Here is a 17,561-nt window from a genome sequence, read left to right on the forward strand (position 1 = left end):
CCGCCCCTGTCCGATCTCACAACCGGAAGGAAGAACCCAGCATGGCGCATCGCGCCTCGCCCATGCCTGCCCCGCCGCTCGACCCGACCACCCTCGGCGACCTCCTACGGGTGGCCTCGGCTCCCGACTACACCCGCTGGGAAGACCAGATCCGCCGTGCCGGCGGCTGTTCCGACCCCATCCACCTGACCGGCTGGACCCTCCACAAGGACAGGACCACCGGCGAGACCCTGCACCACTACACCACCGCCGACGAACCCGGCGGGCGCCTCCGCCTCGCCTGCGGTAATCGCCGCGCCTCCCGCTGCCCCTCCTGCGCCTGGACCTACGCGGGCGACACCTACCACCTCATCCGCGCAGGCCTGGCCGGTGACGACTGCCGGGACGTCCCCATCACCGTCAGGGACCACCCCCGCGTCTTCGCCACCCTTACCGCCCCTTCCTTCGGCCCGGTCCACAACCGGCCTGACCGCGGTGCTTGCCGCTGCGGCGCGCAACACGCCTTGGACGCATCGGAACTGGGCACCGCCCTTGACCCCGCCACGTACGACTACGCCGGCGCCGTCCTGTTCAACAACCACGCCGGACAGCTCTGGCAGCGCTTCACCACACGCCTGCGTCGCGAACTCGCCGCCCGCGCCGGCCTTACCCGCCGAGAACTCGCCGACCGCCTCCGTGTCTCCTACGGCAAAGTCGCCGAATTCCAGAAGCGTGGCGCCCTGCACTTCCACGCGGTGATCCGGCTCGACGGCCCGGAGGGGCCCGGAACGCCGCCACCCGCCTGGGCAACAGTCGACCTGCTCGCCGACGCGATCCACGCAGCCGCGGCGCACTCCTACACGTCCGTCTCCGTCCCTTCCGTCGGGGACCAACCGACCCGGTCCTTCCGCTGGGGGACACAGCTCGACGTCCGCCCGGTGAAGGCATTCGGTGACGGCTCCGACATCACCGAACAGGCCGTTGCCTCCTACGTCGCCAAGTACTCCACCAAGGCAGCCGAGAACACCGGCACGCTTGACCGCCGCATCGGGGAACTCGCCGAACTCGACCGCCACCAGGTCCCGGACCACACCCGCCGCCTGATCACCGCATGCCGCGACCTGGACAGCCTCTACCCGGACCGGCGCCTCTGGGCCTGGGCGCACATGCTCGGCTTCCGCGGCCACTTCTCCTCCAAGTCCCGCCGCTACTCCACCACCCTCGGCACCCTCCGCCAGGCCCGCGCTGACTACCGCGCCACCCAAGAGGCCACCGCCCTGGGCCTGGACGCCCGCGAACCGGACACCGTCCTCGTCCTCACCGACTGGCAGTACACCGGCCACGGCCACACCCCTGGGGAATCAGCCCTCGCCGCTTCAATCGCCCGGGATCTCCAGCTCAACCGCGAGACGGCGCGCGAAGCACTGCAAGACCAACTCGCCCTGGAAGGAGCCGCAGCATGACCACCGCTGCCACCGCCGAACTGCTGACCGTGCCGGAAGTCATGGCGCGTCTCAAGGTCGGACGCTCGAAGGTCTACGACCTGATCCGCTCGCGCCGTCTCGTCTTGATCAAGATCGATGGGGCTCGTCGTATCCCTGACGTCGCCATTCACGACTTCGTCCTCGGCCAGATCGAGGAGGCTGCCTGATGGCCGGTCCGCGCAAGCGCAATCCCAACGGCGCCGGCACCATCACCAAGCGCAAGGACGGCCGTTACCAGTGCGCGGTCTACGTCCTTCAGCCGGACGGCACCCGCGCCCGCAAGTTCGCCTACGGCAAGACCTGGGCCGAGTGCGACGCCAAGCGCCGGGAACTGCTCGACAAGGTCGACCAAGGCGTTCCCGTGCCCACCCGCTCGGCCAAGCTCTCCGAGTGGCTGCCGTACTGGCTGGACAACGTCATCAAGCCTCGACGGAAGCTCAGTACGTACGACAAGTACGAGGCGCACGTCCGGCTGTACATGGTGCCGTTGATCGGTGCCAAGCGGCTCGAATCCCTCGGCGTCGCCGACGTACGCCGCTTTCTTGTCCGCCTGGAGAAGGAGACGACTGCGGCGACTGCCAAGGAGTCTCACCGCGTCCTGAGGTCGGCGCTGTCCTCCGCCTGCCGGGAGGAACTGATCACGCGCAACGTCGCCAAGCTCGTCGAGCCGCCCCGGACCGACAACCGCGAACTGAGGCCCTGGACCCTGGATGAGACGCTCGACTTCCTCGTGGCCTCCCGTGAGGACCCGTTGTACGCGGCTTTCGTGCTCGCCATCGCCATGGGGCTCCGCCGGGGGGAGATCGTCGGACTGCGCTGGTCGGACCTCGACCTGGACAACCGCGTTCTCCACGTCCGCCAGCAGACCCAGCGCCGTCGGGGCGTCCTGTACGACGACGATCCCAAGAGCCGCCGTCGCCGGGTCGTCCCGCTGCCGGCCCTCTGCATTGCGCCCCTGCGCTGGCACCGGATGCGGCAGGCAGCTGCTCGTGCCAAGGCGGGGGAGCGGTGGGAGGAGTCCGGCTACGTCTTCACCACCCGCACCGGCCGCCAGGTCGAGCCGCGGAACGTCTACCGCTCCTTCACCCGCGTCGCCCAGTCCGCCGGCCTCCGCGTGATCCGGTTGCACGACGCTCGGCACGGCACGGCCACGCTCCTCACGGCGGCTGGGGTCGCGCCCCGCGTCGTGATGGAGATCCTTGGGCACTCCCAGATCAGCATCACCATGGACGTGTACACGCACGTCGTGCAGGACACGCAGCGCGAGGCCATGAGCCACATGGACCGGCTGCTCAGGAAGAGGCGCCCCGGTCGTCAGTGACCGCCCTCGTTGATGTCAGAAGTGGATGTCAAAGGCCGATCACCTCCGAAAATCCGGAAGTGATCGGCCTTTGACCTGTGTGCCCCCGGCAGGATTCGAACCTGCGACACCCGCTTTAGGAGAGCGGTGCTCTATCCCCTGAGCTACGAAGGCGGGGATCTGTACAAAAATGTGTCTAAAACGGCGCAATGCACGGAGCCGATTCTTGACATGTTTTGGACAGGTTGGTGATCGACCTGTGAGGGTCTGCTCGCCGCCGCCAGTGTAGCGGGTGGCGTGCTCGATGTACGGGGTGTGTGGCGGGCTGGGGATCTTGTCCTGGGGCCGGGTGCTGAGGTGGGGTGGCCTGCGGAGGGTGTCAGGAGTGGAGTGTGTTGAGTGCTCGGGTGATCGAGTTGTTCAGCCAGGCGTAGCCGAGGTAGATCAACAGGGCTCCCCGGGCGCCATATGCCGGGACTCGCTCATGGGGGTAGGCCTGGTCGAAGCGGGAGTGGATGGACTCGCTGTCCTGGCGGAAGCCTTTCAGGCGGCGGCCGGCGGGGGTGCTGGGAGGTACCTGGCGGAGATGTTCGGTGCGGTTGAAGCGCTGCTTCTTCGTCTTCGGGTCGACCTGCCTGTCCTCGTCGGTCTCGTCGACGCGGATCCGGAGCTGGTGTGTCTTGGTGGGGCAGGGGATGGTGATGCGGTGGTAGAAGCGGGTGCTGTTCTTTCCGTCACGGCACTCGAGTTCTTCTACGGGCAGAGGCGTGTAGAGCGTCTCGTTGCCGTCGATGAAGCGGCGCTCGCACACTCTGCCCTCGGCGACGTAGAGGTCGTGGGAGCAGGGGCCGTCCTTGTGGCGCAGGAGCGACTGGGGCGTGAGCCCCTCGTGCTGTGGGGTGAACACGACGAGGCCTTCGGCGATGAGGGGTGCGCGGTGCTTGCCGCGCAGGGCGGCGTCGTAGGTGACGGCCTTGGTGCCGCGGGCGCGCTTGAGGATGCGCTTGACCATGGCGACCAGGGCGACGCCTTCCGATTCGCGTTCGGGGTCTTCCTTCACAGACTTGTGGCGGATGGATTCCAGGGCGAGGATCACGCGGCTGTGAGGGGTGGCGGCCAGGCGCACGGCGGTGGAGAGGAACTTGTTGCCGTAGACCTGCTTGCCGCCGCCTTCGATGCAGATGCCGGCGTCTTCGTCCACGCGGTGCTGGCGGATCTCGCCGGTCCGCTTGTCGACCGTCTCGTGTTCGGAATGCCCGGAGGGAGGTCTTGCGACGGTGGCGTCGCCGTGGAGGACCTGTTGGCGCTCGGGGCGGACGCGGCTGGTTCTTTTGCTGGTTTCGCAGAGCATGCCATGCGCCAGGGCCTGCTCAACCCACAGGTCGCTGCTGATGTCACGGATCTTGTCGTGAGCGGGCTTGAGGTGCCGCCGGAAGTAGTGATTCCAGTTGCTGCGGGTGGGGCCGGTCGGCCGCAGTGCGTCTGCAGCCTCGTCGCCCAGGTGTGTGCGGATCGCTGAGCGGATGCGCTTCCACCAGTCTTCATCCTGGAAGTGGGCAGCGGCCGCGCGTGCGGAGCCGAAGACGGAGATCGAGCACAGGAAGATCAGGTAGATGACGGGGGGATGGTGCGGAGGTCGGCCGACTGGTCGGGGCCCGGGCAGGATATCGGCCGCGGCGTAGAGGTCCGGGTTATTGATCAGGTAGGCGAAACGGCGGTCGGTGATCAGGTGCGGGGCTTGCGGCCCGTGCAGTTCTGGTGGGTCGCTCTTCGCTCCGAAGGTGTCGTCGGGGATCGTTCCGTAGATGTACGGCGGCGGGGTGTTCTTGGGCTTGCGGGTGGTCTTGGACGTGCGCTTGGGGCGCGTGGCCCTGTGGGGTGTCATCGCGGATCTCCGCCGATCTTCCAGGCCAGTCCGGCGAGGTCGGCGGCGTTGTCTAGGGACGAGAGACCGAGCCTTCGGGCGACTTCGGAGATCTGGCCGGTCTGCAGTAGCACTTGGCGGGCGACGTAGCGGGTGATGTCGCGGGGTTCGACCCTGCGGGCGGTGGTGGCGAGGCCCGAGAGCCGTGCGATGTCGTTGAAGCCAGCGCCGACGCTGGCCTGCGCCGCGTACGGGGTGGAGGAGTCGCTGGTGACGAGGCGGCGCCGGCCCGGCCGGTGCTCGGCTAGGTAGTCGGTGCGCAGACGGAGGGCGCGGACGGCCCAGGGGCTGAGCGGGCAGGTTCTGGGGGTGGTGCGTGTGCTGCCTTCGGTGGTCACGGTGGCTAGTGCGAGGTCCAGGTCGCCGGGGGTCGCCTGAGCGGTTTCGGCGCTGCCGAGGCCTGACAGCAGCAGAGCCAGCAGGGCAGCATGCCGGGTCGCAGGCATGCCGCGTTCGGAGTGGAACTGGAGTTCCTCGATTTCCGCGTCGGTCAGTTCGGCGCCTGTGCTGCGAGGCGGCCGCGGGATGGGAGGGGAGTCGAGCAGGGGCACGGCCTGGGTCATGCCGAGGGCCCGGGCGTGCGCGAAGAGGGAGGCGAGGGCGGAGCGGCGCTGCCGCCGTGTGCCGTCTTTCGGAACGAGGGTGAAGTTGTCGTGGCGGTCGCGGCCGGGCGCGCCCATGAACGAGTCGGTCAGTTGTCCGGTGACATCATCCATTCGGTGGATACCCTGGGCGTCGGCAAAGACGTCGAACCGTTCACTGATCTGGATGTAGAGGTCGACTGTCTCGATGGCCATGTCGCCGTCGGCTGCCTGCTGCAGCCACTGACGGCTGACTTCGAGCAGCACCCGGCGGATGGTGGGCCTAGCCATGCCGGACCACCCCCTGAAGAGGGCCGGAACTCGCGCGAACGTGGGCGGGCCCGCGATCGATCGCGCTACGGTGGTTGTTCCTCGCCTTGTGTGAGGACATGCCGAAGCCCCTTCCTGCACGGCGCTGCCGGGCGGGTCGTCGGGTGGAGGTGGGAGTCCGGCAGCGCCGCACCGGCCAAGGAAGCTGGCGCTGCCGGACTGTTTTTGTGTCCCGGGGCCTAGATGACGCGATGGCCCCGGAGTTTGGCGGTGAGGGCCGTGACGGCCGTCAGATGACTGTGGAGTTCGAGGACCTCCGCCGAAGTCAGATGAGTCAAGTCCGCCAGCAGAACCGGTGGCAGCAGAAGTGACAAGAGATCCTGATCGGGGCCCGTTCCTCCAGGCAGCTGGCCGCCGGGGGCCTCAGTGCGCGGGCGAGGTACCTCCGTCTGCGGCTGCTCGTCACCGTCTTGCACGCCCTCGGAGTCAGGCTGTCGGGTGCTGCCGGACTGACACTCGTCCTGAGGCAACGGTTCCTCGGCTGCACTCGGCTCGTCGTCCTCGTTGGCAGTCTGCGGTGCCTCGTGATGTGTGTCGGTGTTCTGGGTGCCTGTGGGCGGGGCGTCTGTGTGACTGGCGCCCTCGAAATAGTTCAGCTCGCCGGACTTCTCCACCGTGACGAGACCGACCGCGACCATCAGATCGAGTAGAACGTGGGCCTGCTTGATGCGCTCAGGCCCGGCTTTGGCCGCCACCATGAGGGCGGCCACCAGGCCGTCACGGGAGACGGGGCCGTGTCGGCAACGGTCTCTGACCGTTCGCGCGAACCATTGCCCCCTCCACTTTGTCCTCAGTGCTCCAAGCCCTTCGGCTTCACCGCGCGCGAAGGCACGTGCGATGTACCGACCCTTCTCGCTGGGCAGATACGTCGCTCGCCGGTGCCCCTTGGTGAGCAGTCCGGTGTTCATGATGAACACCGGCACCAGTCCGCAGTTCTTGGCATAGACCCCAGTCGCCGCTGCCAGTTCCTCGGCCCCTACCGGGTTGACCGCCGAGCAGGCGGCCACGGTGACTAGCAGGTACTGCTCCGCCCGCAGCTTGGGCGACGGCATCAGTCGCTCTTCAGGCCTCAGCCTGGCGCGGCCGTTGGTCGGCGGTGTTCCCGCCTGGCGAGTCGACACTGTAGATACCAATCCTTTCAAACCGGCTGGGATGGAAGCACGACCAATCATGGGTTGCTATTGTTATAGCAACCCATGATTGTGCGGGGTGAGCAAGTCGGCATCCCGTCCGTCACACTGGTCGCATGCCCGGAGGAACGAGACGTGGAAAGAAGCCGCGCGACTATGCCGTGTCCGGCCACTGGCCGTACGCAGTGATGGACAGCGCCCGGCAGGCACAGGTCGGGCAGGCCGTAGCCCGGGCCCTGGCGGAGGCGATGGAGCGGCGCGGCTTGTCGGCCAACGCGCTGGCGACTGCGTCCGGCGTCAACCGGCAAGTCATTTCCAACATCCTTGCCGGAACCGTTTGGCCCGACATGTTTACGCTCGCAAGCATCGAGGAGACGCTCGACGAGATGCTCTGGCCGCGTCATACCGATTGGCCCGCAGGCGCTGACGGTGCCCGTCACCAGCCCATTCCCTCGCATCGGCGAAGCGGCGAGGAGTAGTAGCCGGCCGGGTCGGATAGCCGGGAAAAGTCCGATGATGCGCCTGTCATGCGAGGGTCGGCCTCTCGATCGAGGGAACGCAGGCCGAACTGGCCCCTCGCCCGGGAATTGCCCGGTAGCGTGGGGGGTACGGCCCAGAGTCGTCAGACCGCCTCCCGCGTTGATGCGTCGGCCTCGGAACCATGCCAGCGCGGGAGGCGGTCGCCTTGGGGTGCCTCTAGGCGGCCTCCGTTGCCGCGGCCGCGACGAAGTAGCAGCGACGACCATCAGCCGAGTACACCTTCGCCACGAGCTGCTTCTTTGCCAGGTCGTCCATGAGCGTCCGCGCGCGATTGTGCGCCTTCCCGTCGGCCTCGACCTCCTGGCCTTCCAGCCGTACCGCGAGCAGCTTCCCGGTCCACTGCAGCGTGGGCTCACTGTTGATGATCTGCATGGCCCGCATGCCGCGAGGGCCGAGCTTCGATGCGTCAAACGCTGTCGAAGCCTTGCCGGTGTGGCTGCCTTCTTCAGCCGACGTGGACGCCGCATCCGAACTGTCCGCAGCCTCATCGGCGCAGGCGTCGGTCCCCTTGCATTCGTCAGGATCCGGCACGTCCTTGAAACTGGACCCGCCCTCGCGCTGCCCGCTACGAAGAGCGGCTCCAGCCCGGGCCGCCGCGTGGAGCATCTCCTGAACGCGCAGCGCCTCCTCGCGAGTGAGCACCACCTGCTGGCGCGCGGAGCGCACCACTTGCTTCTCAGCTTCCAGCGCGGCGACTCCCGACGTCAGTCGGTCGAGCATGGCGTCGTGCTGAGCCAACTCGGCATCGCACTGGTGAATCAGGGCACCCATATCCACCGCGACCCAGCTGGGATTGGCGGACGCGGCGCCACTGTCGGTGGGCTGCATGGCGATCACCATAGGGCCTCGACAGCACAGTCCCGCCCGCTTTGATAGTCATCGGGGGATCCGCCAGCAGCCCAGGGCGCGTCAGAGAGGCCGGGAGCGTGACTCGTCAGGCCCCGGAAAATCGTCGGAGCACGGTAGTTCTGACCTCGTGTGACGGCCCCTAAAACTTGACGCGACTCCTGTGCGCGGGTACTTGAGAACCCGACCACAGCTCAGTCTGTGAGAGGCACTCAGGAGAACGGCCCAGCCCGGATTCCCTAGGCGGGATAGGAGACAGCCGCCGGAGAGCTCGCTCGGTTAGCTGGCTCCTGCCGCAGGGCAGTGGTGACAGGTGCTCACATCCTGAAGGGTTGAACACCACCTGGGCTCAACAACCGTGAGCAACCACGCGTGGGTCCTGAGAGGCTCATTCCCACTTCATCTTCCGACCCCTCAGTGCCCTGATTCTTCCCTTCACCCTATAGAGGGGCAAGAGGGGTACGTAGGTGACAGACAGAATTCGTGTGTTGCATCGTGAGGGGCGCAAGCCCTACATGACTTCCGGTCAGTCATCCCGCGCTCTCTACGGGCCCCTGGGCTCCAGTGTCTATGTCCCGCCCGGCGTGAACCTGGGCAAGGACAAGGGCGAGAGGTGCCCTGGTTGCCGGGTTGATACTCCGAGCGCGCTCCTCGCCACGTACAGGACCCTCCGTGTGACGCGCCTGCTGAAGGGCGGGGTAGCCGCCAGCCGAGACACGGCCTGGAACTCCGCTTCGCAAGTCCGATAGCTGGCCTGAACCGGCGCTTGCCACCAGGGCCGCTACCGCCGCCAACGGCAAGGCCGTTACCAGGCATGGGAGTGGGCCCACCCGCAACTGACCACCGCGCCACCTGACTGAACCATGAAGGCGAACTCCATCTGGTCGAGGACGCATTGGTCCCAATCGAAGCAACGAGTTCAGGTCCCGGGTGCTGGTCCCCAGGCTGCCGATTCCTCTGCCGTGAGGATGTAGACGACGGGGCAGCCCCATGCGGCACCAGGCGTGTCGGGTTCGAGCAGCACGAGTCCGCACGCCCGGAAGAACGCCCGGCGGCCGGTGGCCTTGTCGCCGTCCTGAAGGACGAGGGCAAGGAACGTCCGACCAGCGGCGTGAGCCGGCGGCGGTGTGCCGCGTCATCTTCGGCACGCCAAGCGCGGCTGTGCGCTTGGCGAGGCCGCCAGCTCGGAGGGCTGGGGTGCAACCGCGCGTATCTCCATCTCGATGCGCAGATCACCCTCTCTGTGAGCCTTGGGTGAGACCCGAGTCCTGCACCTGGAAGCCGTGAAGGTCATGCACAGCACTTGCAGCCGCCGCGCGGCTGTCCCCACTCCTGGAGTTTGACCTGGGCGCAGGCGGCCGACCAAGCCGCTGTCCTGACCACGATGGGGGAGCGGGGCCGCCGTAAGCAAAGGCGGCTGCGCGACATGGACCACCGACCGGAAAGCAAAGGCCTGTCCACACCCAAACCCGCAGGGCTGCAGCGTCCGGCTGCAGCCCTGCGCACGGTCACCTGGCGAGCCCAGGTCGGTCACGTGCGACCGTGCCTACGGCAATGCCGACTGGCACTCCTCGCACCGTCGTACCGCCTGCCGTGTGGTGTTCCCCTCTGTCGCGGTCGCTGGGTGGCTGCTGCTCAACCGGTCCCAGAGCCCGTGCGGCGGTTCGGGGATCCAGCCCCAGCGCGGGGCCGTCACCAACTCCTCGGTCAGGTGGGCGCAGGCCCCGGGCAGGTGCGCGTACCGCGTCGGCGAGATCAGGATCGTGTTCGCGGGGAAGCGCCGCCACTCCTGCCTGTGCTGCGGTACAGCACGTCTTTCCGATACGGCCCCGTTTGGCAAGCAGGCGCATCCCAGCCCGACGATGCATTCACACCAGTCGCACCGCTCTTCCTGCACAGCCGCACCCCGCCCTCAGCCCGTATTGGTGTCCACCCGGTAGACGATCTTCCCATCGAACTCCGCGAATCCCAGCGACTTGTAGAAGGCACGCGCGTTCGGGTTGTCGCGGTCCGTCATCCACTCGACACGGCTGCACCCGGGGCGTGCGGCGGCCAGGGCACGGAGCTCGTCCATGAGGCGGGCGCCGACGCCCTGGCGGCGGAGGGTGTCGCGGACGTAGAGCTCCTTCAGAAACAGGGAGTGGGAGGAGCCGGCCGCCGGCCAGAGGAACGAGTAGGCGGCGAGCCCGACGAGGTTGCCGGTCCCGTCCTCGACCAGGAGCGCGGACGCCAGCGGCGGCGAGCCGAAGAGCGCCTCCTCCACCTGGGAGTGGCGTTCCTCGAGCGGCTGGATCTCGGTCGATCCGTAGAACCGCTCGATCTCCTCGATCAGTTCGGCTACGGCCACGATATCCAGCCTGTCGGCGGGTCGGATCGTCACGGTCATCGACATCTCCTGTCGCTCTTCCATCGCTTCACTCGCTCGTTCCAACGCGTGATCCTGCCGTGGCGGCACGGCTCATGGCTACGGGGGCGGGGCCGCCGGGTCCCAGCCGTGCCAGCGTAGGGAGTCCTGGACATGCCGGATGAGGTACTCCAGGTCTGCGCAGTAGACGGAGGGATTCTGGTAGCCACGGGCGGTGCTGAAGCGATGGGGGAGGTAGCCTCCGCCGCACACCTCCACCAGAGGGCAGCTCTGGCACTGTTCAGCGAGCGCGGCCTTCCCGTACTGCCGGTGCAGGAGCTTTGGATGGTGAAGGACCTCGTCGAAGGACTGCCTGAAGACGTCGAGCCCCAGCCAGGAGGCGCCTTCCTCGACGGACCGCAGGGTGTCCACGCCCTCGATCGTGCCGTCGGACTCGATCACGACACTCGTCGGCGGGGCCAGACCCAGGGATTCCACCGAGCCGCGCACGCCGGAGCTGAGCGCCACGATGTCCTCCAGCATCCGTATGCCGTGCCTGTCTTCGGGCCGGGCAAGCCAGGCGTCGTAGACGCGGCTCATCCACACCCCGTACTCGGGCACGCTCGGATCGCCGCGGTGCGGTGGCTCGTCGTGCGTCCCGTGCGGCAGACCGAAGTCGATCACCGGAGGCTCGAACGACGCCAGGTAGTCGTGGACCTCGACCGGGTCGTTGGCCAGGTCCACAACGGCGAGCACTCCTGCGAACAGGTGGGGTCGGGACCGCAGGAGGTCGATGCCGCGTACGGCCGAGGCGGCGCTCGACCGGGAGGCATGGGTCAGCCGATGCCGATCGTTCGCGGACGGCGGCCCGTCGAGGCTGACGCCCACGACAACCTCGTACCGCTCGAAGAGGTCCAGCCACGGCTCCGTGAGAAGCGTCCCGTTGGTCTGGAGCTCGAAACGTACCTCCACACCGGCCGGAACACTTTCCCGTACGACGCCGAGCAGGTCAGCCATGTGCCGGGGGCCGGCGAGTAGGGGCTCTCCACCGTGCAGAACGACATGCGCGCCCGGCAGGCCGTGCGCCACGGCGTGCTCACCGATCCTCCGCCCGGCAGCCTGGGCAACATCCACACTCATCCGGGCGGGTAGACGCTGCCACGCCTGGTCCGCGGAGTTGAAGACGTAGCAGTAGTCGCAGTCGATGTTGCAGCGATTGGCGACCTTGAGAATGAAGGACCGAAAGGGAGCGATGTTCTCGCGCGGCGTCATCGAGCGGGAGAGCTCACAGGGGCCAGGTCCAGATCAGTGAAGCCTGGTGACCACCTTCGCCTGTACTGTTCGCCGCGGTCCGCTCGGCTGCCAGTCGCTGCCGTACACGGGCGGCGACGCGGTCCAGGACAACCGAGCTCTGCGTGGGTTCCGGGGCCACGGGCGTCACCGGGGCGTGCGGCGTGGGAACGGACGTGCGTGACAGCATTCAACGCTCCTCGTAACAGTGCGACGGCGGTTGAGTCGGCAGATCGGCCCGCAACGTAGCAGTCCCACTACCTACGATGGCATACCCAATCCGGCCACAAGCTCGGCTCACCCCGCCTGCGACGCAAGCAGCCGCTCGAGAGTGTCGGCGGCCCCGTTCGCGCCCAACCGCCGGTACACGGCAAGTGCTTCGCTCAGCGAGCCCTCAGCCTGCGCGGGTCCGTCTGCCATCCAGTCGCAGCGTCCGATCCCTTCCAGCGCCCGCGCCTGCTCCAACGGACAGCGGATATCCCGAGCCAACCCCAGCGCCTGCTCGAAATATTCCCGAGAGACGGCCCAGTCACCAGAAGCGTGCAGCAGCATCCCCCAGTGGTTCAGGACCTCAGCCTCCCCGCACCGGTCGCCGTGCTCCCGCAAAATCTCCAGGCTCTGCTGGAACGCCTCGACAGCGTGGTCCTGCTCCGCGACGATTCCGTGCGCCACACCCAACTCGCCCAGCGAGGCGGCCTCGCCGCCACGGCTACCGAGATCGCGGTACGAACCCAGGGCGTCCTCCAACATACGGATCGCCTCGGTGACGTTCCCTTCCATGCGGTCCAGCACCCCGAGGTGGCGGACGCTGTTCGCGCGCCCGAACCGCTCGCCGAGCTCGGTGTAGTGCTCCAGCGCCTGGGCATGGGCCTCCCGTGCCCCGGGTAGGTCGCCGGTCAGCCGCTGTACGACGCCGAGCTCGTTGAGGGCGTACGCCTGGTGGACCCGGTCGTCGAGCTCCTGATAGATGTCGAACGCCTGACGGTGCCGCCGCGTGGCCAGCTCATACTCACCCATGAGGCAGTGCACGATGCCCAGGTCCCGCAGCGAGTTGGCCTCTCCGTAGCGGTCACCCAGCTCGCGATAGATCGACAGGGCCTCGGTCTGCTCCTCCACCGCCACGTCGAACTGGCTTGTCTGCCGGCGCACCATGCCGAGGTCTGCGAGTGCGTTCGCCTGGCCGAGCCGGTCGCCGATGTCGCGGTAGAGGGCGAGGGCCTCGGTCTGGGAGCGGGCCGCGGCGTCGTTGTCCGCGATCATGTAAGAGACGATGCCCGCCTGGTTCAGAGCGTCCGCCTTGCCGCGTCGCTCGCCGACCGCCTCGTACTCCGTCACCGCCTCGTTCAGGGCCTCGATCGCCTCAGGGTAGGCGGCCATGAAGCGCCGTACGACTCCGACCTCGGCGAGCGCGCTAGCCAGCGCGCGCCGGTCGCCGGTGTGCCGGGCGGCCTCGACGGCCGTGCGGTGAAGGCTGACGGCCTGGTCCCACGGGCCGGCCTGCCGAAGGAAGGGGGCCATGGCCGCGGCCATACGGATGACCAGTTCATGCAGCGCGAGGCTGTTAGCCCGCCGGATGCAGGCAAGGACGTTCGCACGCTCGTTCTCCAGCCAGCCCAGGGCCTCCGTACGCGACTCCATGGGCGGCGTCTCCACCTGTGCGGCGACGCCTGGTGGCGCCGGTGTGGCAGCGCCACCGCGAAGGATGTGTCCGTTCGCGACAGCGAGGGCGGCCAAGTAGTAGGTGCACACGCGCTGAACGGCCTGAACTTGTTCCATGGTGCCTCCCTCGTCGGCGAGACCGCGGGCGTAGTCGCGTAAGAGGTCATGAAGCCGATAACGGCTTCCAGGGTGTTCGTCGATCAGATGGGCGTCGTAGAGCGCGTCGAGTTGCTCGCGCGCCGCGGCCACCGAGACTGAGCCGAGCGCGGCACCGGCATAGGCATCGAGGTCGGTACCAGGGTAGAAGCCGAGACGCTGGAAGAAGCGCTGCCGCTCCGGCGCGAGGTCCCGGTGGGACAGGTCGAACGTCGCGGCAACTGCGCGCTCCCCGGCCCGGAGTTCTCCCAGCCGGTCCCGTGCCGCCACCAGCCGCGCCCGCAGGTCCTCGGCGCTCCACGACGGATGATGGCGCAGCCGCGCTGCGAGCAACGAAACCCCCAGTGGCAAATACCCGCACAGTCCCACCATCTCCGCGAGCACGGCATGGTCGAGCGAGTCCGCCGGCCGCCCGCTGAGGCGTACGAAGAGGTCGACCGAGTGCTCCGGCGGCAACGCCGCCACAGGCAGGACCACCTCCTCGTACGCCGCCAGCCGCTTCCGGCTGGTCACCAGCACGAGACAGCCGCTCCCGCCCGGGAGCAGAGGCTCAAACTGGCGATAGCTGGCCGCGTTGTCGAGGATGAGTAGCGCCTTCTTGTCCGCGAGCCGACTCCGCCACATGGCCGCCCGCGCCTCGGCAACCGCGCCCACGTCGTCGCCGACGGGAATCCGCTGCACAGGCACCCCGGTCGCGGCCAGCAACGAAGCCAGCGCCTCGGTGGCCTGCACCGGCGCGCGCCCCGTCGTGTGCCCGTTGAGGTTCACGAACAGCTGCCCGTCCGGGAATCGTTCCGACAGCACATGGCCGGCGTGCACGGCGAACGTTGTTTTGCCGACCCCCGGCATTCCGTCGATCACATGCACGGGCAGCGCCGAGCCGCTCTCCTGCGAGATCCTCACGGACCGGACCAGCGCCTCGAGTTCGGCGCTCCGGTCGGTGAACGCCACGGTGTCGCGTGGCAGCGACCGCAGCACCAGGGCGGCCCCTGGAGGTTCCGACCCGTTCCCCAGCTGATGCGGCTCAGGGGACCGCAGGGGCGTGCGGGTCTCCGACAGCGCGGCGAGCAGCATGGTCAGCCCGACCGTGGCCCCACCCAGCACTGCGAACGAGAACCAGGCATGCCGCTGTAACCACCCCAACCAGCCTGGCCACTCCGACTCGGACACCGCGTTCGTGACGAGTCCCACGAGCATCGTTGTCACGGCGCCCCCGGCTGCCACGACGCCGATCGTGATCCCCCGCCGGAGCCTCATGCGCAGGCCGCCCGTCCACCGAGCGGAAAGACCGAATCCGTCTTGCTACCACGGGCACGACACATCGAACCTAGAACAGCCCTGACCACGAAGCCCCCCGAGTCCGACGCCCCAACTCGCCAAGCGCATCAGCTATGGAGGACCTTGGTCAAGGCCGCCTCCACGCCAATAAACGGGCTCTTCGCAGTTGAGGGTGTAGCCGTGGGGCGTGCGGCGATCGTCGAGCTGGGTCGAGCCCGTCGAGGCATACCCAGCGGGAGAGACTCACTTGTCCAGTCCAACCCGAGAGCCCACACGGCTGGCGGCCGGCGCTCGCTCACTCCTCTTCGCCGCGTTCTTCGCAGGCAAGGGCGGCGCGGCTCGCCCAGACCCCCGCAGCCCCCACGACCGCCACACCCGCTCCTATGGCTGCTTTGCGTCCCGCCTCTGCGGCGGCGTTCTTCAATTGCGTCGAGTCTCGGGCCGCGTCCCACCATCGTGTCGCCTCCAATGAATGTCGACCAGACTCGATTCCGAGCGGCCTGTGGAAGTTATCGACGGCGATGCCGACATGGTTGATCGAGCCCACCACAGCCCGATGCGCGGGCAAGTGCAGCAGCACATTCGAGTTGGCCGTGTCGGCAGCCGCATCCATGCGTGCCATCAGGTGCTCAATCTTCTGTGAAATGAGTTCCCGCCGCTTCTGCCGGTCATCCTTCAGCACGAGCCGACGCCCGTCCAGCTCGTCCGGAGACTCGTCCAGCACCCGCTCCAGTCGCAGCACGTCGAGCGCGTCTTGCAGTTCGAAGCAACGAGCCACAACGGCGAGCAACTCCTGAACCTCGGACTCTGCTTCCTTGGCCATCTTGGCGAGATCACCGATCTTGGTCGTGCTCTCCACCCTCTCCGCGAGTGCGTCGAGTCGACCCAGCGCCCACCCCAGGGCGTCCGTGATCGTATGGGTCCTGGCCTGCACGGTCGACCACGTATCGTCGTCGACCCGACCCGTCCGTTCCAGAACGGTCATGGCGGACTCGATGTCGAGGCCCGCTCCGAACACCTTCGCCAACTCAGCATCCTTCTGAGCGCGGAGCATGTCGTCGACCTTCTTGTCGATCGTCGCGAGATAGCTCTTGATCTCGCTCATCTCATGCTGCCTCGCGAGCTGCGCCATAATCCCCGCGGCACCAGCAAGAATCGCCGGGTTGGTCAGGAGCGAGCCGGTCCCCTTCGCGATCTGGAGCCATGACTTGATTGAGCCCGGCTTCCCCGCCATCGCATAGCTGACGCCTGGCGTCTTGCTTTCCATCAGCCCGAACTTCTTGACAAGCTGCGCGGACTCCTCGGTCAGCTTCACCCAGCGACCTGAGTTGGCGGCAATTTGAGAACCTGCCTGTGCGACTCCAGCCCCGGCACGGAGGAGAGGTCCGAGCCTTTGCAATCCGAGGTCCTTCGACAACGACAACAGTCCCTCTGAGGCGAGGAAGCGCTCGACATCTGTCGGGTTCCCGATGACCGCAAGTCCATCGCCGTCACTGATCAGCTGAATCTCGTTATCCATCGCCCGCTCCTGTAGTGACTCCTCGTAGTTGAGGGTAGTTGGGGTGAGCAGTGCAAGAGCCTCCATCATCGGAAGACGTCGACCCCTAGCCAGCCACCGACGCGCGCACCGCACGCCCTTCGGCTACACCCTCAACTGCGAAGAGCCAATAAACGCCCTGTTTCAGGCCGCCTGCCTCAGAGGAGGAAGACACCCAATGCACTGAATGCTCCGGAGCTAGGATGCCCGTGGTCAGCGAACTCGATGTAGGGTGCGCCGCTATCTGCCCAGGGCCCGATCTCGCCGGTCACACAGATGGGATCCTCGTGATGGCCCGCAGGTAAGCAGATCGCTGACCAGGGCGTGTCGGCCGGCGCTGCGGCGCCACTCTCAGTGGAGAGTGATGGGGCCATCGGGAATCCATCCTTCGACGTAACCGGTGACCAGTAAGACGATCCCCTCTGGGGAAATTTCCCTTCTTCGCCGTTGCAGTTCCTCGATACTCCATCGGGCGTGTGTGACCGACTGCTTCTCAATTGCCGACCCTTCGCCGTCGCTGATGCGGACGATGAAGACCCGCGTAGCCGTGGCTCGGTCGAACTCCCAGTCTTCACCGGTGCGTGACTGCCGGATGCCATACACCGATCCATAGCGTGGAGCCGCCACTTTGAATCGCTCCTGCAGGAACCGGGTGGCTGACTCCAGGAAGTTGGCGCTGGATGTCATGCGCACCTGGGGGACGGTCCAGCCGCCGCAGCATCCGCCGCACAGAAGGAGCCGACGCTGGTCGTCCAGCAGGAGGAGGTAGGTGCGACGGTCCAAGCGGGGCCATGGGACCCAAGGGGCAGTGGAGGACGGCATGCCCCAATCTTGAGACGTTGCTACTTGAGTAGCAATATCTGGGCGTCGGACGGGTGAACTGTCATGCAGGGAGGGCCGGGCTGAGGTGCGTCCCCCTGAGTGACCTGATGGAAGGGCGGCCAAGGTCGACCACCAATGTGGTCAACATGCGATCGCCGAGCAGGCTGCCGATTGAGCCTTCATCTGACCGGAGCGATTCATGTAGCGCAAGCTCCTGGCTTCTGCCGGCGGCCCCGCCGCGCGCCGTGTGCGTGCCGCACACGGCAGGACGCGAGACGGCGGGCGCGGGGCCGGGCATGCTCGGGCGTGCGAGGGGCGCTGCTCAGGCTGGATTCGTGCACGGGGGTTGGCTTCTCGCCCT

Annotated in this window: 14 protein-coding genes and 1 tRNA gene; 4 read left to right on the top strand and 11 right to left on the bottom strand. The window is 67.3% G+C overall.

Annotated features, from left to right (window positions below; all coding sequences use genetic code 11):
• The first annotated feature begins 62 nt into the window (after positions 1–62).
• The 3 genes from repSA to EES42_RS38065 are packed head-to-tail and all read left to right on the top strand — an operon-like array spanning position 63 to position 2,784.
• Positions 63–1,442, top strand: coding sequence for a replication initiator protein RepSA (gene repSA / locus EES42_RS38055; protein ID WP_206433806.1), 1,380 nt, complete (start codon positions 63–65; stop codon positions 1,440–1,442).
• Positions 1,439–1,630, top strand: a complete 192-nt coding sequence (locus EES42_RS38060; RefSeq protein WP_124722775.1) for a helix-turn-helix domain-containing protein — start codon at positions 1,439–1,441, stop codon at positions 1,628–1,630. Before repSA ends, EES42_RS38060 begins: the two co-directional genes overlap by 4 nt.
• Positions 1,630–2,784: a tyrosine-type recombinase/integrase gene (locus EES42_RS38065; RefSeq protein ID WP_124722776.1), complete on the top strand. Its 1,155-nt coding sequence runs from the start codon at positions 1,630–1,632 to the stop codon at positions 2,782–2,784. Before EES42_RS38060 ends, EES42_RS38065 begins: the two co-directional genes overlap by 1 nt.
• An 80-nt stretch (positions 2,785–2,864) precedes the next feature.
• On the opposite strand, the gene EES42_RS38070 is transcribed toward EES42_RS38065, so the two are convergent.
• The 4 genes from EES42_RS38070 to EES42_RS38085 form a co-directional block, all read right to left on the bottom strand.
• Positions 2,865–2,937: transfer RNA gene (locus EES42_RS38070), tRNA-Arg, on the bottom strand.
• A gap of 205 nt (positions 2,938–3,142) precedes the next feature.
• Positions 3,143–4,648, bottom strand: a complete 1,506-nt coding sequence (locus EES42_RS46860; protein WP_241196858.1) for a hypothetical protein — start codon at positions 4,646–4,648, stop codon at positions 3,143–3,145.
• Positions 4,645–5,559 carry a hypothetical protein gene (locus EES42_RS38080; RefSeq protein WP_124722777.1) on the bottom strand — a complete coding sequence of 305 codons (915 nt, stop codon included), beginning with the start codon at positions 5,557–5,559 and terminating at the stop codon, positions 4,645–4,647. The genes EES42_RS46860 and EES42_RS38080 overlap by 4 nt, the downstream gene beginning before the upstream one ends.
• 218 nt (positions 5,560–5,777) lie before the next feature.
• Complete coding sequence (locus tag EES42_RS38085; protein ID WP_124722778.1) at positions 5,778–6,650, bottom strand: hypothetical protein; 873 nt, start codon at positions 6,648–6,650, stop codon at positions 5,778–5,780.
• A gap of 194 nt (positions 6,651–6,844) precedes the next feature.
• On the opposite strand from EES42_RS38085, the gene EES42_RS38090 reads away from it, so the two are divergent.
• Positions 6,845–7,207, top strand: coding sequence for a helix-turn-helix domain-containing protein (locus tag EES42_RS38090; RefSeq protein ID WP_241196859.1), 363 nt, complete (start codon positions 6,845–6,847; stop codon positions 7,205–7,207).
• Between the two features lie 217 nt (positions 7,208–7,424).
• Here EES42_RS38090 and EES42_RS38095 read toward each other — a convergent pair whose 3' ends face one another.
• The 7 genes from EES42_RS38095 to EES42_RS38130 all read right to left on the bottom strand — a co-directional run bounded on the left by EES42_RS38095 (position 7,425) and on the right by EES42_RS38130 (position 17,161).
• A complete protein-coding gene (locus EES42_RS38095; RefSeq protein WP_241196860.1) occupies positions 7,425–8,096 on the bottom strand; it encodes a hypothetical protein in 672 nt (223 codons plus the stop codon).
• A gap of 1,930 nt (positions 8,097–10,026) precedes the next feature.
• Positions 10,027–10,500: a cyclophane-containing RiPP N-acetyltransferase HaaN gene (gene haaN / locus EES42_RS38105; protein ID WP_124722781.1), complete on the bottom strand. Its 474-nt coding sequence runs from the start codon at positions 10,498–10,500 to the stop codon at positions 10,027–10,029.
• Positions 10,501–10,578: 78 nt separating this feature from the next.
• Entirely contained in the window at positions 10,579–11,730 is a 1,152-nt protein-coding gene (locus EES42_RS38110; RefSeq protein ID WP_124722782.1) for an FxsB family cyclophane-forming radical SAM/SPASM peptide maturase, read from the bottom strand.
• 13 nt (positions 11,731–11,743) lie between these two features.
• Positions 11,744–11,938 (bottom strand): HaaA family cyclophane-containing RiPP peptide, encoded by a 195-nt coding sequence (gene haaA / locus EES42_RS47745; protein WP_124722783.1) that lies wholly within the window; start codon positions 11,936–11,938, stop codon positions 11,744–11,746.
• Between the two features lie 107 nt (positions 11,939–12,045).
• The gene (gene haaT / locus EES42_RS38120; RefSeq protein ID WP_206433797.1) at positions 12,046–14,820 is read right to left on the bottom strand and encodes a cyclophane-containing RiPP biosynthesis TPR protein HaaT; all 2,775 of its coding nucleotides are present in this window, start codon (positions 14,818–14,820) and stop codon (positions 12,046–12,048) included.
• Between the two features lie 316 nt (positions 14,821–15,136).
• Positions 15,137–16,360 (bottom strand): hypothetical protein, encoded by a 1,224-nt coding sequence (locus tag EES42_RS38125; RefSeq protein ID WP_124722784.1) that lies wholly within the window; start codon positions 16,358–16,360, stop codon positions 15,137–15,139.
• 369 nt (positions 16,361–16,729) lie between these two features.
• Positions 16,730–17,161 (bottom strand): hypothetical protein, encoded by a 432-nt coding sequence (locus EES42_RS38130; RefSeq protein WP_124722785.1) that lies wholly within the window; start codon positions 17,159–17,161, stop codon positions 16,730–16,732.
• Positions 17,162–17,561: the final 400 nt, after the last annotated feature.

This window comes from Streptomyces sp. ADI95-17 (assembly GCF_003846175.1).
Lineage (GTDB): Bacteria > Actinomycetota > Actinomycetes > Streptomycetales > Streptomycetaceae > Streptomyces > Streptomyces sanglieri.

Bases quoted from the DNA above. Each gene is read 5' to 3' on its own strand.
- repSA (WP_206433806.1), top strand. From the start codon at position 63: ATGCCTGCCCCGCCGCTCGACCCGACCACCCTCGGCGACCTCCTACGG.
- EES42_RS38060 (WP_124722775.1), top strand. From the start codon at position 1,439: ATGACCACCGCTGCCACCGCCGAACTGCTGACCGTGCCGGAAGTCATG.
- EES42_RS38065 (WP_124722776.1), top strand. From the start codon at position 1,630: ATGGCCGGTCCGCGCAAGCGCAATCCCAACGGCGCCGGCACCATCACC.
- EES42_RS46860 (WP_241196858.1), bottom strand. From the start codon at position 4,648: ATGACACCCCACAGGGCCACGCGCCCCAAGCGCACGTCCAAGACCACC.
- EES42_RS38080 (WP_124722777.1), bottom strand. From the start codon at position 5,559: ATGGCTAGGCCCACCATCCGCCGGGTGCTGCTCGAAGTCAGCCGTCAG.
- EES42_RS38085 (WP_124722778.1), bottom strand. From the start codon at position 6,650: ATGCCGTCGCCCAAGCTGCGGGCGGAGCAGTACCTGCTAGTCACCGTG.
- EES42_RS38090 (WP_241196859.1), top strand. From the start codon at position 6,845: ATGCCCGGAGGAACGAGACGTGGAAAGAAGCCGCGCGACTATGCCGTG.
- EES42_RS38095 (WP_241196860.1), bottom strand. From the start codon at position 8,096: ATGCAGCCCACCGACAGTGGCGCCGCGTCCGCCAATCCCAGCTGGGTC.
- haaN (WP_124722781.1), bottom strand. From the start codon at position 10,500: ATGACCGTGACGATCCGACCCGCCGACAGGCTGGATATCGTGGCCGTA.
- EES42_RS38110 (WP_124722782.1), bottom strand. From the start codon at position 11,730: ATGACGCCGCGCGAGAACATCGCTCCCTTTCGGTCCTTCATTCTCAAG.
- haaA (WP_124722783.1), bottom strand. From the start codon at position 11,938: ATGCTGTCACGCACGTCCGTTCCCACGCCGCACGCCCCGGTGACGCCC.
- haaT (WP_206433797.1), bottom strand. From the start codon at position 14,820: ATGAGGCTCCGGCGGGGGATCACGATCGGCGTCGTGGCAGCCGGGGGC.
- EES42_RS38125 (WP_124722784.1), bottom strand. From the start codon at position 16,360: ATGGATAACGAGATTCAGCTGATCAGTGACGGCGATGGACTTGCGGTC.